Here is a 24,379-nt window from a genome sequence, read left to right as displayed (position 1 = left end):
ATGAGCTTGTCCGATAAATTGCCGCAGACCAGTGATCGTTACGACAAGATGCAGCGCTTCCGCTCGCGCGAGGCGTGGCATGTGATGAAGATCATGTCGGAGTTTGTCGACTCCGCCGAAGAACTGCAAGGTATCACCCCGGCAGTCAGCATCTTCGGCAGCGCCCGAACCCCGCGTGACCACCGCTATTATAAGCTGACCGAAGAGGTTGCCCGTCTTCTTTCTGATTCCGGCTTTTCTGTCATTTCCGGCGGTGGCCCCGGCATCATGGAAGCGGCCAACAAGGGCGCGTTTTATGGCAAAAGCCCGTCGGTGGCACTCAATATCGTATTGCCACACGAACAGAAGCCCAACGAATACCAGGACTTGTCCGTCAAGTTCAATCACTTCTTCAGCCGCAAGGTGATGTTCGTCAAACACGCCATTGCTTATGTGGTGATGCCCGGCGGCTTTGGCACGCTGGACGAGATGTTCGAGGCGCTGACGCTGATCCAGACCGGCAAGAGCCGCAAGATCCCCATCATCCTGTGCTGTAGCGATTTCTGGACCGGTCTGATCGACTGGGTGAAAAATCATCTGGTAAAAGAAGGTATGATCAACCCGGAGGACGTAGACCTGATCCAGCTGATCGACGAACCCGGCCAGATTGTGGAAACCATCTTCAAGCACTACGAAACCCGCGGCTTCGAGGCTTTGCCGGAAGAACGCGAAAAACTGCTCAACCTATAACACCTTCACCAAGGACCCATCCACATGCGCCGCTCTCTCGCCCTGCTGGCCCTGCTGCCCTTGTCCGCAGCCTGGGCCGAAACACCGCCGGCACCCGCCACGGTACCGCCCCCGCCCACCATCTCGCAGGATGCTGCCGGGGTGGCAGAGCCGGAAGTGCGCATCATTCAGCGCGGTGATGAAAAGATTGAGGAATACCGCCTCAACGGCCAGCTCTACATGGTGAAGGTAACGCCGAGCATCGGCTTTCCTTACTACCTGATGGATGAAGAGGGTAATGGCAATATGAAGCAGGTGGACCCCAATCGCCGCATCAATATCCCGCAATGGGTTCTCAAGCGCTTCTGAGGAACAGGAATGTCGGTTTACACCACCGTCAGCGATGACATGATGCAAAGCTGGCTCAGCCGCTATGCGCTGGGCCAGCTGGTCGAACTCAAGGGCATTGCCGCTGGCGTCACCAATACCAATTACTTTGTCACCACCACCCATGGCCGTTACGTTCTCACCATCTTCGAAACCCTGAAGCTGGAAGAACTGCCCTACTACCTGACGCTGATGAGCCATCTGGCCCGTCACGGCGTGGCCTGCCCGGCTCCGGTGGCGGACAACACCGACCAGTTTGCCTCGCTCCTGGCTGGCAAGCCTGCCTGTCTGGTGAGCTGCCTGTCCGGTGCCGACATCAGCCAGCCCAATGCAGCGCAGTGTCACGCCGTGGGCGAGATGCTGGCGCAAATGCATGTAGCCAGCGCCACCTTCCCGCGCAAGATGAAGAACCCGCGCGGCCCGCGCTGGTGGAGCGATACCGCCAGCGCCATGTATTCCTATATGGACGCAGCCGATGCCGCCAGCCTGCGTGAAGAAGTGCAATTCCAAGACAGCCACCGCTTTGATCACCTGCCCAGCGGTGTGATTCACGCCGACCTGTTCAAAGACAATGTACTGATGGATGGCGACAAGATCGCTGGTTTCATCGACTTCTACTACGCCTGCAACGACATCCTGCTGTACGACGTGGCGATTGCCCTGAATGACTGGACCCGTCTGGCAGACGGCAGCATCGATGCACAACTGGCAGCCGCCTTTCTGGCAGGTTACCAGTCGGTCCGTACTCTGACGGCGGAAGAAAAACAGGCCTGGCCGGTGATGCTGCGTGCCGCAGCATTGCGCTTCTGGACGTCTCGTCTGCTCGACCTGTACCAGCCGATGGATGGCGAGCTGACCTACACCAAGGACCCCAAGGTGTTCCAGCGTCTGGTGGAAGCCCATCGCCAGCGCAGCGATTTCTGGCTGTAAGCACACCAATCGCTCCACCCTGACAGGCTGCTGCATGCAGCCTGTTTTCATGTCGGCTCACACCTGACTGAACACGGTCATGCCGCGCGTCTGCCCCTTGTCCTTGTGGGTGATGCGGTACAGCGTGCGGTGCAAAGTGGGCAGCGGTGCCAGCACCGCGACAATCTGCCCGCTATCCAGCAGTTCCTGCACCACATGCAAGGACAGGCAACTCACCCCCAGCCCGGCAGCCACTGCACGCTTGATGGCTTCCGAATGCCCCAGGTCCATCACCTCGCCAAAACTACCCACATGCGGCAGCAGCAGACGCTCCACCTCTTCGCGGGTGCCGGAACCGCGCTCGCGCAATACCCACTGTGCCTGTGCCAATTGCGAGAGGCTGACTGCGCCTTGCGCCAGCGGGTGACTGGTGGCGGCAAATACCAGGAGGGTGTCATCACGCCAGGGTTCCACCACGATATCCGGGTGATGGCAGGGCCCTTCGATAAAACCCATGTCCACCTTGAAGCCAGCCACCGCATCGACTATGTCGGCCGTATTGGCCACCATCAGCTCCACCCGGGCTTCAGGATGCTCCTGACGAAAACGGGCGATCTGCTGCGGCAGCAGATAATTGCCGATGGTGGTACTGGCTCCCAGCCGCAGATGCATGGCGGCATGATCATCAAACAGCTGCTGCATGTCCTGCGCCGCATCCAGCATGGTGCGGGCCCGTGGCAGTAGCAGCCTGCCATGCTCGTTCAGCAGCAGTCGGCGGCCAATGCGGTCGAACAGGGCAACGCCCAGGCCAGCCTCCAGCGCCGCCAGCGCCTGACTGGCGGCCGATTGCGTCAGCGCAATCGCCGCTGCCGCCGCCGTGACCGTACCGGCTTCGGCAATGGCGACAAACACTTCCAGTTCACGCAGGCTCAAACGTAATGCCATGGCAGCTTTCCTTGCCTGGCCAGCGGACACAAAGCACCGTTGGCCGTTATATATTAATAATTTTAATTATTTGTAGAAATTTTATCCGTTTTTCAACTTTATTGCTGGCGCGTATGGTGAAGGCAACAGGGCAAACGCCCGCTTTACCGGAACACCATCATGACTTCCCTTGCACAAAAACTACCGGGTCTGCTGCTGGTACTGTGTCTGGCCGTACTGGCCCAGTTTGCCGCGGGCTTGCTGCTATTCAGTCAACTGGGACTGTCCGCTCTCACCATTGCCATTGTCGGCGGCATGCTGCTGGGCAATACGCTGTATTCGCGCCTGGCCTCGCACAGCCATCACGGCGTCACCTTTGCCAAGGGCCAGATCCTGCGCCTGGGTATCATTCTGTTTGGCTTCAAGCTGACGTTTCAGGACATTGCCGCTGTCGGCATCAGCGGCATCCTGATTGATGCCTGTGTGCTGACTTCCACCTTTGCGCTGGCTTACTGGCTGGGACGACGCAAGCTGGGGCTGGACGAACAAAGCGTCATCCTGATTGGCGCGGGCAGCTCGATCTGCGGTGCCGCCGCCATTCTGGCCACCGAGCCGGTAGTGAAGGCGCATGCAGAGAAGGTAGCGGTAGCGGTGGCCACCGTAGTGGTATTCGGTACGCTGGCGATGTTTCTCTACCCGCTGCTGTTTGCGCTGACCCAGGCTTTGGGTGTATCCGAATTTGCCTACGGCGTGTTTACCGGCTCCACCGTGCATGAAGTGGCCCAGGCGGTGGCAGCCGGGCGGGCGGTGAGCGAGCAGGCGGCCAATAGCGCGGTGATTACCAAGATGATCCGGGTGATGATGCTGGCACCGTTTCTGCTCATCCTGTCGGCCTGGCTGGCCCGTCGCCACCAGTCCGGCAGCACCGAGGCACGCCGCATCACCATTCCGTGGTTTGCGCTGGGTTTTCTCGCCATGGCCGGTTTCAACTCGCTGCACTGGCTGCCGCAAGCCTGGGTGAGCTGGCTGATTGCGCTGGATAACCTGCTGCTGGCCATGGCCATGGGCGCACTGGGCCTCACCACCCATTTTTCCGCCATCCGCCGCGCCGGAAGCAAACCCATGCTGTTGGCCAGCGCACTGTTTGGCTGGCTGCTGTTAGGCGGCACGCTGATCAACAGCGGCATCAGCTATCTGTTACACCAGCTGTGAAACACGGCATGCAATAAAAAACCGCCCGGTATCGGGCGGTTTTTCAGGCTGCTGACAACCTTATGTGGTGCGATTGTACTGGACCCGGCAAAGCCGGGCCTTTCGACTAAATCATCGATTCCGCAGCCTTGCCGTCTATTCCCTATTCCCTATCCCCTCACCCTTTCCCTGAAAGGGAGCCTCGCTTTCTTTGCAGGCAGCAAGCGGGAGAATCAAAAAACCGCCCGGAACCGGGCGGTTTTCTATGGCTGACCGGAAATCAGCAGGGGCACTTTTTCATCGACTTGCCACCGTAACGCTCGGACTGGCAGTGGGCGAAAAAGGCCTCGCGGCTCATCACCGGGGCGTTGGGGCTGAAACGGCGGCGGCTGGCGACGTATTTGTCGTAGTCCTTCACCCCCACCATCAGCCTTGCCGCTTCGGTCAGCTGACGCAACCACTCAGACATTGGCTTCTCCCTGACGATAAGCCGCCGGCACTTCCTTGGTGGTAACCCACTTCACAGCCAGCGCCTTGCGGATGACATTGACGGAGAACACCAGCATGGCCACCACCACGGCAATGAACATGGCAGTCAGCGTGGCATCCACATAATCATTGAAGATGATCTGCTGCATCTGTGCCAGGTTTTTCGCCGGAGCCAGCACCTCACCCTTGGCCGCAGCCGCGGAGAACTTGTCGGCATGGGCGAGGAAGCTGATCTTGGGGCTGGCATGGAACAACTTCTGCCAGCCGGCCACCAGGGTGACAATCAGCAGCCAGAGAGTGGGCAGGGCGGTCACCCACACATAGCGCAGTTTTTGCATCTTGATCAGCACCACGGTAGCCAGGATCAGCGCAATACCGGCCAGCATCTGGTTGGCAATGCCGAACAGCGGCCACAAGGTATTGATGCCACCCAGCGGATCCACCACGCCCTGGTACAGGAAGTAGCCCCAGCCAGCCACGGCCAGGCCGGTGGCCACCAGGTTGGCCCCCCAGGATTCGGTATTGGCCATCGGCTTGATGAAGATGCCCAGCAAATCCTGGATCATGAAGCGCAGCACACGGGTACCGGCGTCGATGGTGGTGAGAATGAACAGCGCTTCAAACAGGATGGCAAAGTGGTACCAGAAGGCCATCATGGTCTTGCCGCCGATCACGCCGGACAGGATGTGCGCCATCCCCACAGCCAGCGTCGGAGCGCCACCGGCACGCGACAGGATGGTGGCTTCGCCCACGTCCTTGGCCATTTGCGTCAGCACATCCGGCGTGATGACAAAGCCCCAGCCGGAAATCACTTGTGCCGCGTCCACCGCAGTCTTGCCGATCACGGCGGCCGGGCTGTTCATGGCAAAGTACACGCCCGGGTCCAGCACGCAGGCGGCAATCAGCGCCATGATGGCGACAAAGCTTTCCATCAGCATGGCACCGTAGCCGATGGCACGGGCGTGGGTTTCGTTCTCGATCAGCTTGGGCGTAGTGCCGGAAGCCACCAGCGCATGGAAGCCGGACACGGCACCGCAGGCAATGGTGATGAACAGGAAGGGGAACAGATTACCCGCGAATACCGGGCCGGTGCCGTCGATGAACTTGGTCAGCGCCGGCATGTGCAGGTTGGGTGCCACCACCAGGATGCCGATGGCCAGGCCGACAATGGTGCCGATCTTGAGGAAGGTGGACAGATAGTCACGCGGGGCCAGCAGCAGCCATACCGGCAGTACCGAGGCAATAAAGCCGTAGCCGATCAGGATCCACGCCAGCGTAGTGCCTTGGAAGGTAAACAGCGGAGCCAGCGTCGGGCTGTGTGCCACATCGCCACCATAGACAATGGCCAGCATCAGCAGGATGAAGCCGATGACTGAAATCTCACCAATCTTGCCCGGACGGATGAAGCGGGTATACACCCCCATGAACAAGGCAATCGGAATGGTGCAGGCAATGGTGAACGTCCCCCACGGGCTGCCAGCCAGCGCCTTGACCACCACCAGCGCCAGTACCGCCAGCAGGATGATCATGATCATCAGGATGCCGATGGAGGCAATCACGCCGGGAATGGGGCCCAGCTCCAGGCGGATGATTTCGCCCAGCGACTTGCCATCACGGCGCATGGACAGGAACAGCACCAGAAAATCCTGTACCGCACCGGCCAGCATCACGCCGACGAGAATCCACAAAGTCCCCGGCAGATACCCCATCTGCGCGGCCAGCACCGGGCCCACCAGCGGACCGGCCCCGGCAATGGCAGCAAAGTGGTGGCCGAACACCACCCATTTGTTGGTCGGTACGTAGTCCAGGCCGTCATTATGCTTCTCGGCCGGGGTCAGACGGCGCGGGTCCAGCTCCAGCACCTTGTCGGCAATGAAACGGCTGTAGAAACGATAAGCGATGGAGTACACCGACACGGCGGCCACCACCAGCCAGATGGCATTGACCGGCTCTCCCCGGTTCAATGCCACCACGGCAAAGGCGATGGCGCCCGCCAGGGCGACGGCAATCCAGATTGCCCATTCCTTTAAGCGTTGCATGTGATTTTCTCTGTCCTTGAATTAATCTTGGGCAGGCCTGCAGGCCTGCCTGAATGCGCAGAAAACGCGTATTTCATTCTGTTCGCATGGAATCGGAATTACAAGCCATCTGCCGGTACGGGTATACATAGTGATACTATTTGTGGATTGTTTATTGCAGATCGCGCATGGCACCGCACATTCTCATCATTGAAGATGACATCCACTTGTCACAACTGATCGCCGCCTACCTGACCAAGCATGGTTATCAGGTGAGCCAGCACGGTCGTGGTGATACCGCAGCCGATGTCATTCTGGACACCCGCCCCGACCTGGTCATCCTGGACGTCATGTTGCCCGGCAAGGAAGGCTTCGATGTCTGCCGCGAAGTGCGGCTGCGCTATCACGGCCGCATTCTCATCATGACCGCGCGCGATGAGGACGTGGATGAAATCCTGGGGCTGGAACTGGGGGCTGACGACTACCTGGCCAAACCGGTAGAGCCGCGCCGCCTGTTGGCGCGGGTACGCGCGCTGCTACGCCGTGGGGTGGCAGAAGAAGATAATGTGGAAGCCGGCGACAACGACGAGCTGGTTTTCGGCCAGTTCAATATCAGCCAAGGCACCCGTGCCGCCTATCTGAGCGGCGAGGAAATGGAGCTGACCACGGCCGAATTCGACCTGCTGTGGCTGCTGGCCAGCCATGCCGGGCAGGTGCTGTCGCGTGACGACATCATGAATGAATTGCGCGGCATCGGTTTTGACGGGCTGGACCGTTCCATTGACGCCCGCATTTCCCGGCTGCGCAAAAAACTGGGCGACAGCCCGGATTCGCCCACCCGCATCAAGACGGTACGCGGCAAGGGCTATCTGTTCTCGCGCAGCGACTGGGAATGATACAGCTCCGCCGTCTGCGGCCCGACCGCAAAAACCGCAGTACCAAACCATCGCTGGCTACGCTGTTTGCCCGTTATTTCATCATTGCCATGGCGGCAGAGCTGGCCATCATCATCGGTTTTGCCTTCATGCTGGGCAAGCTGTACCAGAATAGCGACAGTGAAAACGCCCGGCGCATGCTGGACGGCCCGGCCTCTCTACTGGTGCAGGAACTGCAACGCGTGCCGGTGGCGGCGCGCGAACATGCGCTGCCGCAACTCACCCGCCACTTCAGTTACCCGGTCAAGCTGATCAGCAGCCTGCCTGCCGACCTGGACCCCGAAAGCAAACAGAACTTCAGCAGTGGCAAAACCTATCTGGATTTCGACAACAACCTGCTCTACATCCCACTACCGGATGAAAAGCGCATGCTGTTGCTTGGCCCGCTGGACGCCACCCCCAACAGCAATGACAGTGGTTGGATTACCGAGGACATCGAGGTATTGCTGTTGTGGATTGTCTTCACCGGCAGCACGCTGGGCCTGTTGATGTACTTTTACTTGCGGCCGATGTGGCGCGACCTGGTATCGGTACGCGATGCCGCCGAGCTGTTTGCCAATGGCGACTTTCACGTGCGTACCCCGCAAGCCCATAGCCGACTGTTTGCCCCCTTGTCCACCGCCCTCAACAGCATGGCCGCCCGGCTGGAACGGCTGCTGGAAATGCACCAGGCCATGAGCCACGCGGTGGCGCATGAAATCCGCACCCCCATTGCCCGCTTGCGCTTTGGCCTGACCATGCTGGAAGAAGAGGACGACGAAGACGAGCGTCGGCGCTACAGCGATGGCATGGAGCGCGACATGCAGGAACTGGAGGAACTGATTACCGCCAGCATGGAATACGCCAAGCTCAACCGGGGCGAGGCCATCCTGCAACGCGAGCAGGTGGATTTGTACGAATGGTTTGACGACCTGATTGACCTGGTCCAGCCGCTCAAGCCGGCGGGCATCCGCCTCACCATGGACTGCGCCCGCGGCGAGGCGGCCTTTGACCGCAAGCTGATTTACGTCGCCAGCCGCAACCTGCTGCTGAACGCCTTCAAGTATGCCCAGCACCAGGTGCACCTGATCGTGGAACGTCAGGGCACCATGCTGGAAATCCAGGTGGATGATGACGGCCATGGCATTCCCGAAGCGGACCGGGAGCGCATTTTCGAACCCTTCCGCCGCCTGGACCGCAGCCGCGACCGCGCCACTGGCGGCTATGGCCTCGGTCTGTCTTATGTCCGCCTGATTGCCGAACACCATGGCGGCAGCGCCTTTGCCGGCACCAGCCCCCTGGGCGGCGCCCGTCTCACCCTGCGCATTGCCTTGAGCTAGTCTGCACAGGTCACAGCTTGTCACAAAGCTGTGACACGAAGGCGACAGACCCGCAAGCCAGCTTCCCCCATAATGCAATCTGTTAATTTTTGTGTATGTGGAATTGCCATGCGCTCTACCCGACCTGCGGCCCTGCTGATCCACGGCCTTGGTGGCACTGTTTATGATCTGGGCTCGCTGGGCCGTACCCTGGAAGACGTCGGCATCGTCACCCATGCCCCGCTATTGCCCGGCCACGGCACCGAACCGGAAGAGCTGCTGGACATCCGCTGGACTGACTGGATCCAAAGCATGCGCGCCGAATATCGCGCGCTGAAGCAACGCCATGGCGTGGTGCATCTGGCTGGCGTATGCCTGGGTGCACTGGTGGCGCTGGAAGTAGCGCGGCTGGAAAACCACAAGGACAAGCTGGCACTGTATGCACCGCCGCTGTTCCTGGATGGCTGGAGCCTGCCACGACTGACGTGGTTGCGCCCTCTGGGTTACATCCTGCCCGGCATGGCACGCCGCATGCGCATTCCGGAAGCCGAGCCCTTCGGTATCAAGAACCCGCGCATCCGCAAGCTGATCCAGCAGCGTTTCGAGCGTGGCGAACGTTTTCACTACCCCTATGTGCCGCTGGCCTGCATCCGGGAAGTGGACAAGCTGCGTCGGCAACTACTGCCGCGCCTGGGGCAAATCACTTGCCCGACGCTGATTGTCCATGCCGACGAAGACGACATCACCAGCCCGCGCTCGGCACATCATCTGCAAAAGCATCTGGGCGGAACGGTAGACTTCATGCCGCTGTCGGACAGCTATCACATGATTCTGGTGGATAACGAACGCATGGCGGTACTGGCGCGCAGCGTGGACTTCTTCCAGTCCAAGCCTGCCAGCCGTCCTGCTGTCACCAGCAGCCCGCAAGAAAACTGGCAGGCCAGCCCGCTTACTGCCTGAGCACTTTGTTGTCACGCCTGACTACGGGCCGCCACGCTGATGCGTAGCGGCCCGTTTTGCATTGTCGGGCGGCAAAGTTCCCTTGCTTCATGTTTGGCAACACACTGGGCCGCTTTGTCATTCACCGTCACCAAGCAGGCACAACGCGGGCACACAGCCAAGACGCTAGCCGCACAGTGCCAATCCGGGCTTCTGGCACACTGTCTTCCATGCTTCAGCCTTGCCACGGACACCCCCGAGCCCGTGACAAGCTTTTGCTTTGTATCTGTAAGGCCTGGCAACAGGCCTGTACTCCTCTGTCCTTTGTGTGACGATGTGCGACCCGCCCTCCCGGCGGGTTCTTTTTTTGCCCGCCTCCCGGCCGCATGCCGCTGCAGCCGCAGGAATCCCCCTGCTACAATGCCAGCCACACCACCTTTCAGGATATTGCAATGAGTCATCCCCATGCCAACGAGGTGAAAGCCTTTTTGCTGCAACTGCAAGACCATATCTGTGCCGCGCTGGAGCAGGCCGATGGTCAGGGCCGTTTTGTCGAAGACGCCTGGCAGCGTCCGGCCGGTGGTGGTGGGCGCAGCCGGGTGCTGAGCAAGGGTGCGGTATTCGAGCAGGCGGGGGTGAACTTCTCGCATGTCAGTGGTGATGCGCTGCCGGTATCGGCAACGGCTCACCGTCCGGAACTGGCCGGTCGCCGCTTTGAAGCCATGGGCGTATCGCTGGTGATTCACCCGGAAAACCCGCATGTGCCCACCAGCCATGCCAATGTGCGCTTCTTCATTGCCGAAAAAGATGATGCCGAGCCGGTATGGTGGTTTGGCGGTGGCTTTGACCTCACACCTTTCTACCCGGTGGAAGAAGACGTGATTCACTGGCACACCGTGGCGCGCGATCTGTGCCAGCCCTTTGGCGATAGCGTGTATACCGATTACAAGAAATGGTGTGACGAATACTTCTTCCTCAAGCACCGCAACGAAGCCCGTGGTGTGGGCGGCCTGTTTTTTGACGACCTGAACGCCTGGGGCTTCGAGCGCAGTTTTGCCTTTATGCAGGCGGTGGGCCGGGGCTTTGTCGAGGCTTATGTCCCCATCGTGGACAAACGCAAGGCCACAGCGTGGACCGACGCCCAGCGCCAGTTCCAGCTGTATCGCCGTGGCCGCTATGTGGAATTCAACCTGGTATGGGACCGTGGCACCCTGTTTGGCCTGCAAACCGGCGGCCGCACCGAATCCATCCTGATGTCCATGCCGCCGCTGGTACGCTGGGAATACGGCTATCAGCCGGAACCGGGCAGTGCAGAGGCCGCACTGTACGAGCACTTCCTGCCTGCCCGCGACTGGGTGTAATTCAATTCTCTTGCGCCGCCGGGCCTTGCCAATCCAGGCAAACCCGGTTGCGTCCCTCCTGCTTGGCCCGGTACATGGCATCGTCCGCACGCTTGAGTACATCGCCGGCATGACGGTCGTTCGGCAGGGCCACGGCACAGCCCATGCTGGCTGTCACCGGCTCTGGCAAACCCAGTTTGCTCCAGTGCAGCCGCTCCAGCTGCAAACGCAGGCGTACTGCTGCCTTCATGGCGGCTGGCAGATCGGTGGCGGGCAACACCAGCACAAATTCCTCACCACCCAGCCTGGCCACCCGGTCTTCATTGCGCAGTAGCCGCAGGGCCAGCCTGACCAGGACTTTCAGTACCGTATCGCCTACGGCGTGACCATAGCTATCGTTGATCTTCTTGAAATGGTCCAGATCCACCATCACCAGCGCAAACACCGTGCCCTGCATTTGGTAGTCCTGATACAGCTGCGCCAGCAAGGCTTGGAAAGCGCGATGGTTCAGTGCCCCGGTCAGGGCATCATGTTCGGACAGGCGGCGCAATTCGCGGTTGAACTGCCAGGTACGTGTCAGCAGCAACAAGGCCAGCCACAGCAGCACAGCGGCCACCACACTCGGCGCACAGCCACGGGCCACTTCCAGAGCCAGCCAGTAATTGGGCAGGTATTGCAGCATCCGCATGCCGGAGTCGCCCAGCGCATACACGCGCACATGGGCGGTGGGGCTGACGGCATAGGTCGCCATCACCGGTAACAACTGCAGGTTTTCCTGCGGCAAGGGGTGATCGTCGCTACTGGCCACCACCTGGTTCTGACGATTGAGCAAATACAGGCTGCCCGCCGGGGCATCCACCTTGCGCAGCAACTCGTTGAGTGTGTTAAGCCCCACATCCATGCACAGCACACCCCGGAACTGCCCCGCCACCCATACCGGCTGGCTGATGGTCAGCATGGGACCCTTGCCGGCCTGGTCGATATACACCGGGGTCATCACCCGCTGACCGCGCGGATTGACTGTCGGTACTGCCAGACGCCAGAACTGCCCAGCCGGGGTATTGGCACTGTAGTGATAAGTTGCAGCCGGGGCAAAGGGATAGAGATAAATGAATTGCCGGGCAGAAACATAGTAAACCCAATCCACACCATGCTCGCCCAGATGCTGATAGGCCACTTGCATCATGGGGGTCAGGCCCAGCACCACAGCCATTTCGTGCCGGGCAGCGGCATCCAGTGCCGCTGCCTGTCCCTGGCCGGTGAGGTTGCCCGGCTGCAAGCCTGACGGCAAGGTGGGATGGGCATCCAGTGCATAAAACCCTTGTCCCGGTGCATCGCGCAGCCAGGACAGCGTGACCTGTTGCTCCTGTCCGCCATCGCGTTGTTTCAACTCGCTGACGGTATCGGCGTAGATGGTGTCAATGAAACCATCAATGCCGTCAAAGTGTTGTTCCAGGCTGCTGACAGCCCGGTGCGCATACTGATTGGCCAGATTGAGCGCGCGACTGTAGGCAAACCAGCCATTGGATAGCAGCAACAGCACAATCAGCAGCAGCAAGCCGCTACGAAATGCTGACTGATGATCCAGTACCGTCTCGCCTAACCACATCTTGCGCATCTTAGCCACCTGCACGCCGTGCCCCTGTCTGCATCACACCGTACTTTCGATATGTTGACAAGTAATTCCAGTTAATTAGCAGGTGGTAGAACACGGCAAGCCATGGGGCTGACTGAACATGCAAAACGGGCCATCAAGGCCCGTTTCCAGGCTGCTGACAAAGTGATTTGGTGCGATTGCACCGGACCCGGCAAAGCCGGGCCTTTCGATGAAGTGGCTGATTCCGCAGCCTCCCATCGATTCCCTATCCCCTCGCCCTTTCCCGGAAAGGGAGCCTCGCTTTCTTTGCAGAACGCGAGACGGGTATGGCCAATAATCAGAAAACGGGCCATCAAGGCCCGTTTTGTCACATCTGTGCAGGGAAAATCAGATGGCCAGCTTGGCAATCGCTTCCTTGGCGGCATGAATGGCAGTAGCGCGCTTGTCTTCACCCATATTGACGGCTTCGGCGCGGATGAAGGCAATGTCGGTAATGCCCAGGAAACCCAGCACGGTGCGCAGGTAGTCTTCCTGGAAATCCATCAGCTGGCCTTGTTCGGTGGAGTACACACCACCACGGCTGGATACGATGATCACTTTCTTGCCACCAGCCAGGCCTTCCGGGCCATTGGCACCGTACTTGAAGGTACGGCCAGCAGCGGCGACCCGGTCGATCCAGCTTTTGAGCTGGGACGGAATGGAGAAGTTGTACATCGGCGCGCCAATCACCAGAACGTCCGTGGCCAGGAATTCTTCAATCAGCGCATTGCTCAATGCGCTTTCGCTGCGCTGGGTTTCTGTCCAGTCGGCCTCGGCGGTGAAATTGGCACCAATGATTTCACCGGACAGGTGGGCAATGGACTGGGCTGCCAGATCGCGGTAGCTGGTTTGAACATCGGCGTGCTTGGCACGAACAGCCTCTACCACGGCAGCAGTCAGCTGACGGGAAACAGAGTTCTGACCGAGGATGCTGGAATCGAGGTGCAACAGTTTCATGGTGGGTGTCCTTGTAAGCAGAGTTGGTGACGGAATAGTAGTTTTTGCGACCAATCATGACTAGACTGCTTAAAACGGAAACATTGTTCCACCAATAGGACAATCAAATGCAAGATCTGAATGACCTGCTGTACTTTGCCAAGGTGGTGGAGCACGGTGGCTTCATGGCCGCCAGCCGCATGCTGGGGGTTCCCAAGTCGCGCCTGTCACGCCGGGTGGCCGAGCTGGAAGAACGGCTGGGTGTGCGCCTGCTGCAACGCACGACGCGGCGTCTGGCACTGACCGAAGTGGGCAGCAGCTATTATCAGCACTGCCAGGCCATGCTGGCTGAAGCCGAGGCCGCCGAAGAGGCCATTGCCCGCATCAGCGCCGAACCGCGCGGCCTGGTGCGCGTCAGCTGCCCGGAACTGTTGGCCAAGACCTTGCTGGCACCGTCACTACCGCGTTTCATGCAGCGTTATCCACAGGTGCGCATTGCGCTGGAAGCCACCAACCGGCGGGTGGACCTGATCGAAGACAATATCGACGTGGCGCTGCGGGTGCGTAACAGCATCGACAACAGTGCCAATCTGGTAGTGCGGCAACTAGCCGTCAGCCAGGTGATTCTGGTCGCCAGCCCGGACTTCATGCGCGCGCACGCTATGCCACGCACCCCGGCGGATCTGCCAGGCCTGCCGGCACTCACCATGAGTCGTCCGGATGGCCGCGGGCAGTGGCAATTACTGGATCAGGCCGGTCACAGCTACAGCCTGCAAATTGACCAGCCAAGGCTGATGACCGACGACTTCCTGGTGTTGCTGGAAGCGGCAATTGCCGGGCTGGGGGTGGCCGCACTGCCCTTGATGGTGTGTGATGAAGCCATTCGCCAGGGGCAATTGCTGCGTTTGCTACCGGAATTCGACAGCCCCTGGGGCATTTTGCATGCAGCGTTTACCACGCGGCGCGGCCTGTCACCGGCCATTCGTGCCTTCATCGACTTTCTGGTGGCCGAACTGATTCCGCCCGGCCATCCGTCCTATTTGCCACCCGGCTGACTGGCCGCCTGCTGGCGCAGGAAGTCCTGCAACTGGGCTGCGGTTTGCGGGCGGGCAAAATGATAGCCCTGCGCCTGCTCACAGCCCATGGCCTGCAGCATGTCGGCGATCTGGGCGGTTTCCACGCCTTCGGCCAGCGTATGCAGTTGCAGCTTGTGTGCCATGTCGATGATGGCGCACACGATATTGGCATCGTCTGGGTCGTCCGGCAGATTGCGGACAAAGGACTGGTCTATTTTCAGGGTATTGACCGCCAGCCGCTTGAGGTAAGCCAGGCTGGAATAGCCGGTGCCGAAATCGTCGATGGCCAGCCGCACACCCAGTTGCCCCAGGCGATGCAAGGTGGTCAGTACCGACTCGGTCTGGTGCAAGAGCGAGCTTTCGGTCAGCTCCAGCTCCAGCAAATGGGCGGGCAAGCCGCTTTCGCGCAATGCAGCCGCCACCGCCTGTTCCAGATTGCCACGCTTGAACTGCACCGCAGAGAGATTCACCGCCACGCCCACCTGGCTGGGATAGCAGTGCTGCCATTGCACGGCCTGCCGGCAGGCTTCCTGCAGCACCCACTCGCCCAATGGCACAATCAGCCCGCTGCTTTCCGCCATCGGAATGAAGCGCCCCGGCGGAATCAGCTGCGCGCCATCCTGCCAGCGCACCAGCGCCTCCACGCCGATGATGCGTCCGTCCACCAGGCTCACCTGTGGCTGGTAGTGCAGCACAAACTGGCTGGTTTCCAGCGCCAGCATGAAGCGGCCGCGCAGACGCAAGGCTTCCTCGGCCTCCACCTGCATGTTGGCATCAAACAGACGACAGGTATTCCGCCCGGCATCCTTGGCGTGATACATGGCGGTATCGGCCTTTTTCATCAGGGTGGTGAAGTCCTGTCCATCCAGTGGATAGAGCGATACGCCAATGGATGCCGAGCTGTACAGCTGATGCCCGATCAACTGGTAGGGCTGTTCCAGCGCCCGCAGCAAGCGGCTGACCATAGGCAACAGGCTGTCGATACCGTCGATGTCAGGCAACAGCAACAGAAATTCGTCGCCACCCAGCCGACAGGCGGTATCGTGCTCACGCAACAGGCTGCTCAGTCGCTGGGCTACCGCTTGCAGCATTTCATCCCCGACATCATGCCCCAGAGAGTCGTTGATGGTCTTGAAGCCATCCAGGTCCATAAACAACATGGCCAGCATGTTGCCATGGCGTTCGGTCAGGCTGAGCAGTTGCCGGAAGCGGTCCTCGGCCAGAATGCGGTTAGGCAGGCCGGTCAGTGCATCGTGATGAGCCAGAAAGGCAATCTGCTCCTGTTGCCGCTTATGGGCACCAATATCCTGAAACAGCAAGACCGCCCCGATATCATGCCCGTCCTTGACCAGTGGATAAGCATCGTAGCGCACCGGCAGCAGGCTCTGGTCGGCACGGGTAAACAGTGCGTCATCAGCATGGGCACTGCGGCCCTGACGCAAGGCCTGGTGAATGGCACTCGCGCCATCGGGCAAGGGCTGGCGGTCCTGGCCGTGGGTATGCACCAGCGGCAACAACTGCTGCCCCAGCAAGGCGGCTTCACTTTCATGGCCCAGCAACTGGCAAGCCGCCGGGTTGGCAAACATGCAGCGTCCGTCCTGGTCCAGTCCGCAAATGCCATCGCCCACGGCATTGAGCAATAAGTGGAAGCGATCCTCGCTGGCCTGCAGATTGGCCGAGGCATCCTGCTGCCGCACCTCGGACTGTTGCAGGCGGTACAGCAATACGCCCAGCACCAGCAACACCAGCAAACTGACCACTACCGTACCCAGCAAGGTGGCATGCCATTGGGCCAGAAAATCCATGCTGGCAATGCCTGCGCCCAGGTAGAAAGGGAAGTCACCTACCCGCTTGAAGGCATAAACCCGGTCCAACTGATCAACATCCGAGGCATAACGCAGCAAGCCGTGTTTCTCGCCACTCTCCACCTGTTGGTGCATGGGGTTGTAATGCAAGCTCTGGTTGACGGTGCCCACCACCGCCGGCATGCGTAATACCAATCGGCCATCATCGCTGCGGCGGAAGGTAATCACCCCGTGCGGGCCCAGGTTGATGGCGGCAAACAGCTTCTGAAAGTAAGCGATGTCCAGCGGTGCCATGGCAATGCCGGCAAATTCGCCCTGCGGACTGCGCATAGGCACCGCCATGTACAACTGGCGGGTTGGGTTCAACCGTCCGATTGTCACTTCGGAAAAAAACAGCGGTATCCGGGGATTCTGGCGCAAGGCAATGTAATAGCTGCGGTCTCGCACCGACGCATTGGGCAGGGGGAGGTCCGAGGCGTACAGCACATTGCCCTGGGCATCGATCAGGCGCAGTCCGACAATTTCCGGAAAGTGGCTGGCGCGTAAGGCCAGCTCTCTTTGCATGGCACTGGCGTGTTCGCTACGCACCGCCAATGACATCAGGGCCGGATTGGTGGTACGCGCCAGCTCTTCCAGCGTGGCCTGGCTGCGGCGCAAGGTGGCCTCCAGCCTGGCTTCCAGCGCCTCCACCACATTGCTGGCATTCACCTCGGCCTGACGCTGCTTTTCCTGATAGGCCACACCCAGGAGAAACGCAATCAGGGCCGCCGTGCCCAGAAACAGCAGCAAGAAGAACACAATGAACATGCGTTGCGCGCGCTGCTTCATGAGAGAAATGCTGGTTGGTAAGCGATATCTCTCATGTTAGCAAAGCTGACCTTATTGACATAATTTTCTGCCAGTCTGATCGAAGCCAGCCAAATAGTGCTGCGCATTTTCTGCGCAGCACTATTGAAAAAGCCATGCCTGCTACGACATAGCCAAGGTCATGCAGGGCATGCCTGGCTGAATCCGTCAGGACAACTGCGCCTGACCATGCCCTGCCCTTTTCATGCCTGCGGGCAGCCAGCCCGATGGCCATTCCGATGCACTCTCGCACAAAGGAGTTTCCCGTGAACGCAAGCTGGATCGACATTCCCACCCAGGACGGCAAGCAATTTGGCGGTTATCTGTCACTCCCCCCCACCGGCACCGGCCCGGGCATCGTACTGGTGCAGGAAATCTGGGGGGTCAACGAACATATCCGTGCCGTGGCCGATCAGTACGCGCTAGCCGGTTATGTGGTACTGGCCCCGGATGTGTTCTGGCGACTGAAGCCGCGGGTGGACCTGGACTACGATGCCGCCGGAACGCAAGAAGCTTTTGGCTACTACCAGCAGGTGGATACCGCGCAGGCCACTGCCGATGTGGCCGCTGCCGTCGCCCTGCTGCGCCAGCGCCCGGAAGTCAGCGGCAAGGTGGCGACACTGGGCTTCTGCCTGGGTGGGCAGCTGGCGTTCCGCGCAGCGGCACTGAGTCAGGCTGATGCTGCGGTGTGCTATTACGGTGGCGGTATTGATCAGCATCTGGAACTGGCCGGACAAATCACCCAGCCCATCCTGTTCCATTACGCTGGCAAGGACGAACACATTGCGCAAACCGCGGTCAGCGCCGTCAAGGCGGCGTTTGTCGGCAAGGACAATGCGGTGTTCTTTGACTACCCCGGCGCAGGGCATGGCTTCAATTGCTGGGGCCGCCGCGCGGTGTACGACCAGTCCGCCGCAGCACTGGCCACCGGCCGCAGCTTGCAGTTCCTGGCACAACACCTGTAAACCCCAGCGCCCGTCTCTTAACCCAGGGGGTCACGGTTGCCGTGGCCCGTCCTCTCTCCCTGGCGATGCCCGCTGCGCTCAGTCCAGCCAGGGATGAGCCGCCAGCCAGCGGCCCAATTCGTTATCGTTGGCACATTGCAGCTTGCTGAAGATATTGGCGCGGTGGGTTTCCACCGAGCGATGGCCGCAAGGCGGCACCAGCACGCGGGCAATTTCCTTGTTGGGCTGCCCCAGCCCCACCAGCCGTGCCACTTCCCGCTCACGCGGGGTCAGCTCCGCCCATTGCCGCAACGCCTGCGCGCGGGCACGGGCCAGTGCGATGGCAGCCGGCAGCTTGTCCAGCAAGTGCTGGGTATCCGGCTTTTCCACCCAATCAAATGCCCCACGCCTGACGGCCTCCAGTGCCGTGGGAATATCACCATGCGCCGATAAAAACAGCGTCACCAGCGGGCTGTGTGCGGCCAGCAGACTATCAAACACCGACAGGCCGCTGATACCGCCCAGTCGCAAGTCCAGAATCACGCAGCCAGGCTGACGCAGGTTGACGGCACTGAGAAAGGCTTCGCCGGAATCAAAAGCCTGCACCGCCAGCCCCTGTGACAGCAACAGCAGCAACAGGGACCGGCGCAAGGCTTCGTCATCATCGACAATAAACAGGGTGAGCGGCATTTCTTTCATGATGCAAGCGGTAGGGTAAAGGTAAAGGCGGCCCCGCCAGCGGGGCTGTTTTCCACGCTGATACAACCACCGTGGGCTTCGATGATGGTACGGCAAATATTCAGGCCCAGGCCCAGACCGTCGGGTTTGGAAGTAAAGAACGGGGCAAAGATCTGCTCGATCTGTTCTGCCGGAATACCCGGCCCGCTATCGGCCACGGTCACGCTCAGTCCTTGATCCTGTTGCCGACACTGCAAGGTGATGCGGCGGCTGCCCGGCGGCTGCGTCTGCATGGCATGCAGCGCATTGTGGATCAGGTTCATCAGCACCTGCTCCAGCAGCACGCTATCCCCGCGTACCGGTGGCAGGTTTTCCTCCAGCTGCAGCAGCAGTTGCACATGGTGGCGCTGTAATTCGGGCTTGAGAAGCTCAACTGCATGCTGGATGACCTCCGCCGGTGCCAGGTTTTCATACTGGGCGCGTTGCGGGTTGATGAACACTCTTACCCGCTTGACGATTTCACTGGCCCGTTTCGACTGGGCAATGATGTCGTTCAGGGTTTCTGCCAGCAGGCCGCCCTCCCCGTGCTCGGCCAGTGCCCGGGCAGCCAGGGCAAAATTGGACAGCGCCATCAGCGGCTGATTCAGCTCGTGCGCCAGCGTGGAAGCCATTTCGCCGACACTGGCCAGCCGCGCACTGCGTTCAAGCTGTCGCTCCTGATCCCGCTGACGGGCCTCGGCCTGTTTCTGCGCCGTGATATCCACCACCGAACTCATCCAGCCCCGATGCACGCCGCATGCATCAACCAGCGCGGCGGTATAAATCATGGTGATCACATCATGTCCGTCCTTGTGACGGATGCGCGACTCATAGCCATGTGGCACCACCCTGCCCTGCAGCACGTCCTGGCTCACCCGGGCCTGCTTTTCCAGATCATCCGGATGCCAGTACGGATAGGGCGGCAGGCAGCCCAGCAATTCTTCCGCGCCATAGCCCACCATGGCGCAGAACGCCGGGTTGACGTAAATGATGCGGCCTTGCGGGTCACGCGCACGCATGCCCACCAGTAGCGAATCCTCCATCGCCTTGCGGAAGGTGTGGGCTTCTTCCAGATCGCGGGTGCGCTCCTCCACCCGTCGCTCCAGCTCCAGCCGCGCGCTGCGCTGCTCGACAAAGCGTTTTTCGCGCAAACGCCAGTACAAGCTGGCCAGCAACAGCAGCGCCACCAGCAAGGTCGTCAGCGCCAGCGCCAGTTGCCGGGTCTGGGTGACTTCTTTCAGGTCGGATGTCACGGTCAGCGTCCACCCCAGTTCCGGCAAGGAGGTGTCTAGCGCCAGCAAGGCACGGTGCTGCCCCTGTACGACGGTTTGCAGGCTGTAAGCGGCAGAATCCGGCAAGGGCGTCACCCGCCAGGGCAATACGGCAAACTGGCTGCGGGTACCGTACTGGCGATGGCTGCTGATCCAGTCAGCCTGTGCCGCACTCAGCGGCTGGCGGGCCTGGAACAGCCATTCGGGCTGCGAACTGAGAAACACCACGCCACGGCTGTCGCGCAGCAACACCGGGTCGATACCGCGTCGCCATGCCGCCTGCAAGGGCTCCAGGCTGATCTTGACTACCGCTACCCCCATGATGCCTGCCGGGCCGCGCACCGGCTCGGCAATGAACAGGCCGGACTGGCCCGTGGTCAGTCCCAGCCCGTAAAACAAACCACGCTGGCCGCGCAGTGCGTCTTCAAAGTAAGGCCGCTGGCGGTAGGACTGGCCGACAAAGCTGGCCGGCTGGTTCCAGTTACTGGCCGCCAGAGTCAGGCCGTTGCGATCCACCAGAAACAAGGCCGCCGCGCCGGTGGTGGCCTGCAAATCGGCAAAGTATTGGTTCACCCGCCGGCGCAGTGCACTGTCTTGCGGCGCTTGCAGCAAGGCCAGCACATCCGGATGCCGCGCGGCGGCATAGGGCAGGAAATCATGCTTTTCCACCAGCCCGCGCAAACCCAGCACATGGGCAGCCGCAGCCTGGCGCAAGGCGGCGGTGCGCGTGGCCAGTTCGTGACGCTCCGCCCAGTTGGCACTCAACACGATCAGGCCGATGGCGGCCATGGTCAGCCCCAGCCAGCGCCAATAGCGTGCTTGGTGTGTGCGGGGGCTGGGCATGGCATCTCCTGGGCCGGGGAAGCAAAGACCATAGCAGCCCGGACACCGAACGGGAACACTCCTCCGTAGTTCTACGGAGACGATCAGGGCAAAGTTGCGGATGTCGACCGCTACCCGACTGCGCATAGTAGATGGCGACAAACGGGAAACCCGGATATATCCCGTCACACCAGAGGAGACCACCATGTCCAGCGCCACCGCCACCGCGGCCAGCCACGAACGAATCTCAGGCAAACGCCTGCATGCCATCATTGTCGGCTCGGCCGGCAACCTGGTGGAATGGTTCGATTTTTACTGCTATTCCGCCTTTGCCCTGTATTTTGCCAATGCCTTCTTCCCGGCCCAGGACCCCACCGCCCAGCTGATGTCCACCGCCGGCATCTTCGCCCTCGGCTTTTTCATCCGTCCCATCGGCGGCATTTTGTTTGGCCATATCGGCGACCGCATGGGGCGCAAGACCGCGCTGATGGCCTCGGTGCTGCTGATGTGCTTTGGTTCCTTGCTGATTGCCTGCGCGCCGACCTATGCCAGCGCCGGCATCCTGTCTCCCTGCATCCTGCTGCTGGCCCGCCTGCTGCAAGGTCTGAGCCTGGGCGGTGAATACGGTGCCAGCGCAACCTATCTGTCGGAAATGGCAGAGTCCAAACACCGCGGCTTCTACAGCAGCTTCCAGTACGTCACACTGATCGGCGGCCAGTTGCTGGCCTTGCTATTGCTGCTGGTCTTGCAGAAATTCCTGCTCAGTGCCGAAGAACTGCGCGCCTGGGGCTGGCGCATTCCGTTTTTTGTCGGGGCGGCACTGGCGGTACTGGCCCTGCGCATGCGCCACAATCTGCCGGAAACCCAGTCGTTTGAAGCGGCACGCAAAAGCGCCAAGGCCATGGGCGGCCTCAAGCAACTGGCGCAGCATCCCAAAGAAGTCCTGCTGGTAGTGGGCCTGACCATGGGCGGCACGCTGGCCTTTTATGTGTACACCACCTATATGCAGAAATTCCTGCGCCTGTCAGTGGGGCTGACCGACATGCAGACCACCGCGGTTTCTGCCGCCTCGCTGCTGTTTGCCATGTGCTTGCAACCCTTGTACGGCGCGCTGTCCGACCGCATTGGCCGCAAACCCTTGCTGATCGGCTTTGCCCTGCTGGGCACCCTGTTCACCGTGCCGCTGCTCACCGCTATCCGCCACGCCAGCGGGCCGTGGGAAGCCTTTGGCCTGATCGCCTGCGCCTGGATCATCGTCTCCGGCTATACCTCCATCAATGCACTGGTGAAGGCCGAGCTGTTCCCGGCCAGCATCCGCGCCACTGGCGTGGGCGTACCTTACGCTTTTGCCGTCTCGGTTTTTGGCGGCACCGCGGAATACCTGGCCTTGTGGTTCAAATCCATCCAGCTGGAGAGCGGCTTTTACTGGTACACCACCTGCGTGATTGCCTGCACCCTGCTGGTTTGCTGGTTCATGCGCGACACCCGCAAGGGCTCGCTGATTGATGCCGAGGCCAAACACTGAAGCAGAACATCCTTTCTGCATGAAAAAAGCCGCACTGCCTGAATACAGTACGGCTTTTTCTATTTGGTCAAAAATCAAACCATGTCTGATCACAAACCATTACACAGGTAGGCTGCCATTGCGACGATGGTGCAATCAAGCGGACAAGAGGAATCGTTCTGGCTTGCCAGCCACACCAACAAATCAGCTATGCTGGCCGGATTGCAAATCATCAAAGGAAACACCATGCCGGATAGCGCTTTACTGATTGTGGACATGCAATGTGGTGTGGTGGCCGCTGAGCCAGCCGCCGTCCGGCTGGAGCAAGTGCTGAATAGTCTGAACCTGGCCATTGCCAAGGCCCGCCAGCGCGGTTTGCCCGTGATTTTTGTTCAGCATGAAGAAGCCGGGCTGGAGCGTGGCAGCGCAGCCTGGCAGCTGCATCCGGCCCTGCCAGCCACGGCCGCCGACCATTTCATCTACAAACGGCATGGCGACAGCTTTTGTGATACCCCGCTGGCCGCCCTGCTGGAGAATCTGGGTGTCAGCAAACTGTGGCTGGGTGGCTGCGCCACCGACTTCTGCCTGGATAGCACGCTGCGTAATGCGGTGTCGCGCGGCTTTCAGGTCACGGTCATCGGTGATGGCCACACAACCCTGAGCGCCTTTGCCTTGAGCGGAGAACAGGTGATTGATCACTTCAATGCGGTGTGGGATGCCACCAATGCCACCCCGCAGCCCTTGCTGGTTCAGCCTGCTGCCGCACTATAGCCCAGCAGTCCCACTGCCTTTGGCTGACAGCGCTGCAAACGGACATTCAAGCCGCCTTGCTCCGTGCGACAGTGCCAGAATGCCCTGCGGCTTCACCGGTGCGTAGATGGCCATCAGCATCAATCATCAGAATGGATTTTATTGCTGGCGGATTGGCCGAAAACAGCCAGGAATATTTGGCGATCACCTTGTCCAGCTCACCCTGGCTGCCCGCAGCGGCATATTCCTGCTGGAATGCCTGGCTGTCATCCAGCAGGTTCTTGAATTCACCCAAGGCGTAAACCGTGCTCAGCTCGCGTCCGATACCCGGGTTATCAGTCAAGGCTTGCTTAAGCTGGGACGCATAGGGGTAATCGGCAGGAAACTGTGGCTGGCCGTAACTATCGTACTGGATGCGGGAAGGTGCAGCCGGAATGCCGTTGGCGGAGAGAAATGCCGGGAATTTCTGGTTGATGTCCTGGGTCAGGGCATCGATATTGCGCTGTGATGGCAGCATCAAAGGGGGAAGTTCGCCGCTCCCACCTTGCGGTTTCGGCGAAAAATACGACTCCAGATTCAGTGCAACCTCCCCCTTGTCGGTATCCATTTTGACGCCGGCACCTGAGGCTGCACTCGCCTCTGCGGCCAGACGCTCACGTGCCGCAGATGAAATACTGATGACATCGGCAAGATTTGTCGTCCGGGCGGCAGTATTGTCAGCTTGGTTCTGCGTGGCGGCAATGGACTTGTATACCCCGGAAACATTGCCAGCACGGGTCAGGCCTGGGATGAGCATGGTGTGCCCCCTGGAATGAAGTGGCAACAACCATGCAAACAGCATGCCAATACGATCTGCAGGCCAAATGTCATCAACAGCTTCAGATATGGTCGGACCCACACCCGGCTTGCCTGCGTGTCAACGTTCTGAAGCCTT

General features: G+C 60.3%; 21 protein-coding genes. 12 read left to right on the top strand and 9 right to left on the bottom strand.

Annotation, left to right across the window (positions count from 1 at the left end; translation table 11 throughout):
• Genes HWX34_RS09090 through thrB form a run of 3 tightly spaced genes read left to right on the top strand, consistent with a single transcriptional unit; the run spans position 1 to position 2,025 of the window.
• Positions 1-729 (top strand): TIGR00730 family Rossman fold protein, encoded by a 729-nt coding sequence (locus HWX34_RS09090; RefSeq protein WP_178972019.1) that lies wholly within the window; start codon positions 1-3, stop codon positions 727-729.
• A 24-nt stretch (positions 730-753) separates the two neighbouring features.
• Positions 754-1,077, top strand: a complete 324-nt coding sequence (locus HWX34_RS09085) for a DUF2782 domain-containing protein (protein ID WP_045847732.1) — start codon at positions 754-756, stop codon at positions 1,075-1,077.
• A 9-nt stretch (positions 1,078-1,086) separates the two neighbouring features.
• Complete coding sequence (thrB, locus tag HWX34_RS09080) at positions 1,087-2,025, top strand: homoserine kinase (protein WP_178971930.1); 939 nt, start codon at positions 1,087-1,089, stop codon at positions 2,023-2,025.
• 57 nt (positions 2,026-2,082) lie between these two features.
• Here thrB and HWX34_RS09075 read toward each other — a convergent pair whose 3' ends face one another.
• A complete protein-coding gene (locus HWX34_RS09075; protein WP_178971929.1) occupies positions 2,083-2,949 on the bottom strand; it encodes a LysR family transcriptional regulator in 867 nt (288 codons plus the stop codon).
• 159 nt (positions 2,950-3,108) lie between these two features.
• On the opposite strand from HWX34_RS09075, the gene HWX34_RS09070 reads away from it, so the two are divergent.
• The gene (locus tag HWX34_RS09070; protein WP_178971928.1) at positions 3,109-4,140 is read left to right on the top strand and encodes a YeiH family protein; all 1,032 of its coding nucleotides are present in this window, start codon (positions 3,109-3,111) and stop codon (positions 4,138-4,140) included.
• Between the two features lie 259 nt (positions 4,141-4,399).
• Here HWX34_RS09070 and HWX34_RS09065 read toward each other — a convergent pair whose 3' ends face one another.
• Both HWX34_RS09065 and HWX34_RS09060 read right to left on the bottom strand, forming a co-directional pair.
• Positions 4,400-4,588 (bottom strand): YbdD/YjiX family protein, encoded by a 189-nt coding sequence (locus HWX34_RS09065; protein WP_089083650.1) that lies wholly within the window; start codon positions 4,586-4,588, stop codon positions 4,400-4,402.
• Entirely contained in the window at positions 4,581-6,647 is a 2,067-nt protein-coding gene (locus HWX34_RS09060) for a carbon starvation CstA family protein (protein ID WP_178971927.1), read from the bottom strand. Before HWX34_RS09060 ends, HWX34_RS09065 begins: the two co-directional genes overlap by 8 nt.
• 167 nt (positions 6,648-6,814) lie before the next feature.
• Here HWX34_RS09060 and HWX34_RS09055 point away from each other — a divergent pair, with 167 nt between their 5' ends.
• The 4 genes from HWX34_RS09055 to hemF all read left to right on the top strand — a co-directional run bounded on the left by HWX34_RS09055 (position 6,815) and on the right by hemF (position 11,159).
• Entirely contained in the window at positions 6,815-7,522 is a 708-nt protein-coding gene (locus HWX34_RS09055; RefSeq protein WP_178971926.1) for a winged helix-turn-helix domain-containing protein, read from the top strand.
• Entirely contained in the window at positions 7,519-8,880 is a 1,362-nt protein-coding gene (locus HWX34_RS09050) for an ATP-binding protein (protein WP_178971925.1), read from the top strand. Before HWX34_RS09055 ends, HWX34_RS09050 begins: the two co-directional genes overlap by 4 nt.
• Positions 8,881-8,988: 108 nt before the next feature.
• Positions 8,989-9,819, top strand: coding sequence for a carboxylesterase (locus HWX34_RS09045; RefSeq protein ID WP_178971924.1), 831 nt, complete (start codon positions 8,989-8,991; stop codon positions 9,817-9,819).
• A gap of 431 nt (positions 9,820-10,250) precedes the next feature.
• Positions 10,251-11,159, top strand: coding sequence for an oxygen-dependent coproporphyrinogen oxidase (gene hemF / locus HWX34_RS09040; RefSeq protein WP_178971923.1), 909 nt, complete (start codon positions 10,251-10,253; stop codon positions 11,157-11,159).
• A 1-nt stretch (position 11,160) separates the two neighbouring features.
• Here hemF and HWX34_RS09035 read toward each other — a convergent pair whose 3' ends face one another.
• Entirely contained in the window at positions 11,161-12,756 is a 1,596-nt protein-coding gene (locus tag HWX34_RS09035; protein WP_178971922.1) for a sensor domain-containing diguanylate cyclase, read from the bottom strand.
• Between the two features lie 366 nt (positions 12,757-13,122).
• On the bottom strand, positions 13,123-13,731 hold the full coding sequence (locus HWX34_RS09030; RefSeq protein ID WP_178971921.1) for an FMN-dependent NADH-azoreductase: 609 nt from the start codon (positions 13,729-13,731) through the stop codon (positions 13,123-13,125).
• Between the two features lie 107 nt (positions 13,732-13,838).
• On the opposite strand from HWX34_RS09030, the gene HWX34_RS09025 reads away from it, so the two are divergent.
• Positions 13,839-14,765 carry a LysR substrate-binding domain-containing protein gene (locus HWX34_RS09025; protein ID WP_178971920.1) on the top strand — a complete coding sequence of 309 codons (927 nt, stop codon included), beginning with the start codon at positions 13,839-13,841 and terminating at the stop codon, positions 14,763-14,765.
• On the opposite strand, the gene HWX34_RS21480 is transcribed toward HWX34_RS09025, so the two are convergent.
• Positions 14,747-17,419: an EAL domain-containing protein gene (locus tag HWX34_RS21480; protein WP_178971919.1), complete on the bottom strand. Its 2,673-nt coding sequence runs from the start codon at positions 17,417-17,419 to the stop codon at positions 14,747-14,749. The genes HWX34_RS09025 and HWX34_RS21480 overlap by 19 nt on opposite strands.
• A 284-nt stretch (positions 17,420-17,703) precedes the next feature.
• Here HWX34_RS21480 and HWX34_RS09015 point away from each other — a divergent pair, with 284 nt between their 5' ends.
• Positions 17,704-18,402 carry a dienelactone hydrolase family protein gene (locus tag HWX34_RS09015; protein WP_370459702.1) on the top strand — a complete coding sequence of 233 codons (699 nt, stop codon included), beginning with the start codon at positions 17,704-17,706 and terminating at the stop codon, positions 18,400-18,402.
• Between the two features lie 78 nt (positions 18,403-18,480).
• Here the strand turns inward: HWX34_RS09015 and HWX34_RS09010 are convergent, their stop codons facing one another.
• Together HWX34_RS09010 and HWX34_RS09005 are read right to left on the bottom strand one after the other, a co-directional pair.
• A complete protein-coding gene (locus HWX34_RS09010; RefSeq protein ID WP_178971917.1) occupies positions 18,481-19,080 on the bottom strand; it encodes a response regulator transcription factor in 600 nt (199 codons plus the stop codon).
• Positions 19,077-21,212, bottom strand: coding sequence for an ATP-binding protein (locus HWX34_RS09005; RefSeq protein ID WP_178971916.1), 2,136 nt, complete (start codon positions 21,210-21,212; stop codon positions 19,077-19,079). Before HWX34_RS09005 ends, HWX34_RS09010 begins: the two co-directional genes overlap by 4 nt.
• Before the next feature lie 184 nt (positions 21,213-21,396).
• On the opposite strand from HWX34_RS09005, the gene HWX34_RS09000 reads away from it, so the two are divergent.
• The gene (locus HWX34_RS09000) at positions 21,397-22,716 is read left to right on the top strand and encodes an MFS transporter (protein ID WP_178971915.1); all 1,320 of its coding nucleotides are present in this window, start codon (positions 21,397-21,399) and stop codon (positions 22,714-22,716) included.
• A gap of 225 nt (positions 22,717-22,941) precedes the next feature.
• On the top strand, positions 22,942-23,466 hold the full coding sequence (locus HWX34_RS08995) for an isochorismatase family protein (RefSeq protein ID WP_178971914.1): 525 nt from the start codon (positions 22,942-22,944) through the stop codon (positions 23,464-23,466).
• Positions 23,467-23,512: 46 nt separating this feature from the next.
• On the opposite strand, the gene HWX34_RS08990 is transcribed toward HWX34_RS08995, so the two are convergent.
• Positions 23,513-24,241 (bottom strand): hypothetical protein, encoded by a 729-nt coding sequence (locus HWX34_RS08990; protein WP_178971913.1) that lies wholly within the window; start codon positions 24,239-24,241, stop codon positions 23,513-23,515.
• Between the last annotated feature and the right edge of the window lie 138 nt (positions 24,242-24,379).

The organism is Aquitalea sp. LB_tupeE, assembly GCF_013391415.1.
In the GTDB taxonomy this organism is placed as follows: domain Bacteria; phylum Pseudomonadota; class Gammaproteobacteria; order Burkholderiales; family Chromobacteriaceae; genus Aquitalea.
The sequence above is the reverse complement of the archived record's forward strand: the minus strand, read 5'-3'. Positions and strand labels throughout refer to the sequence as shown.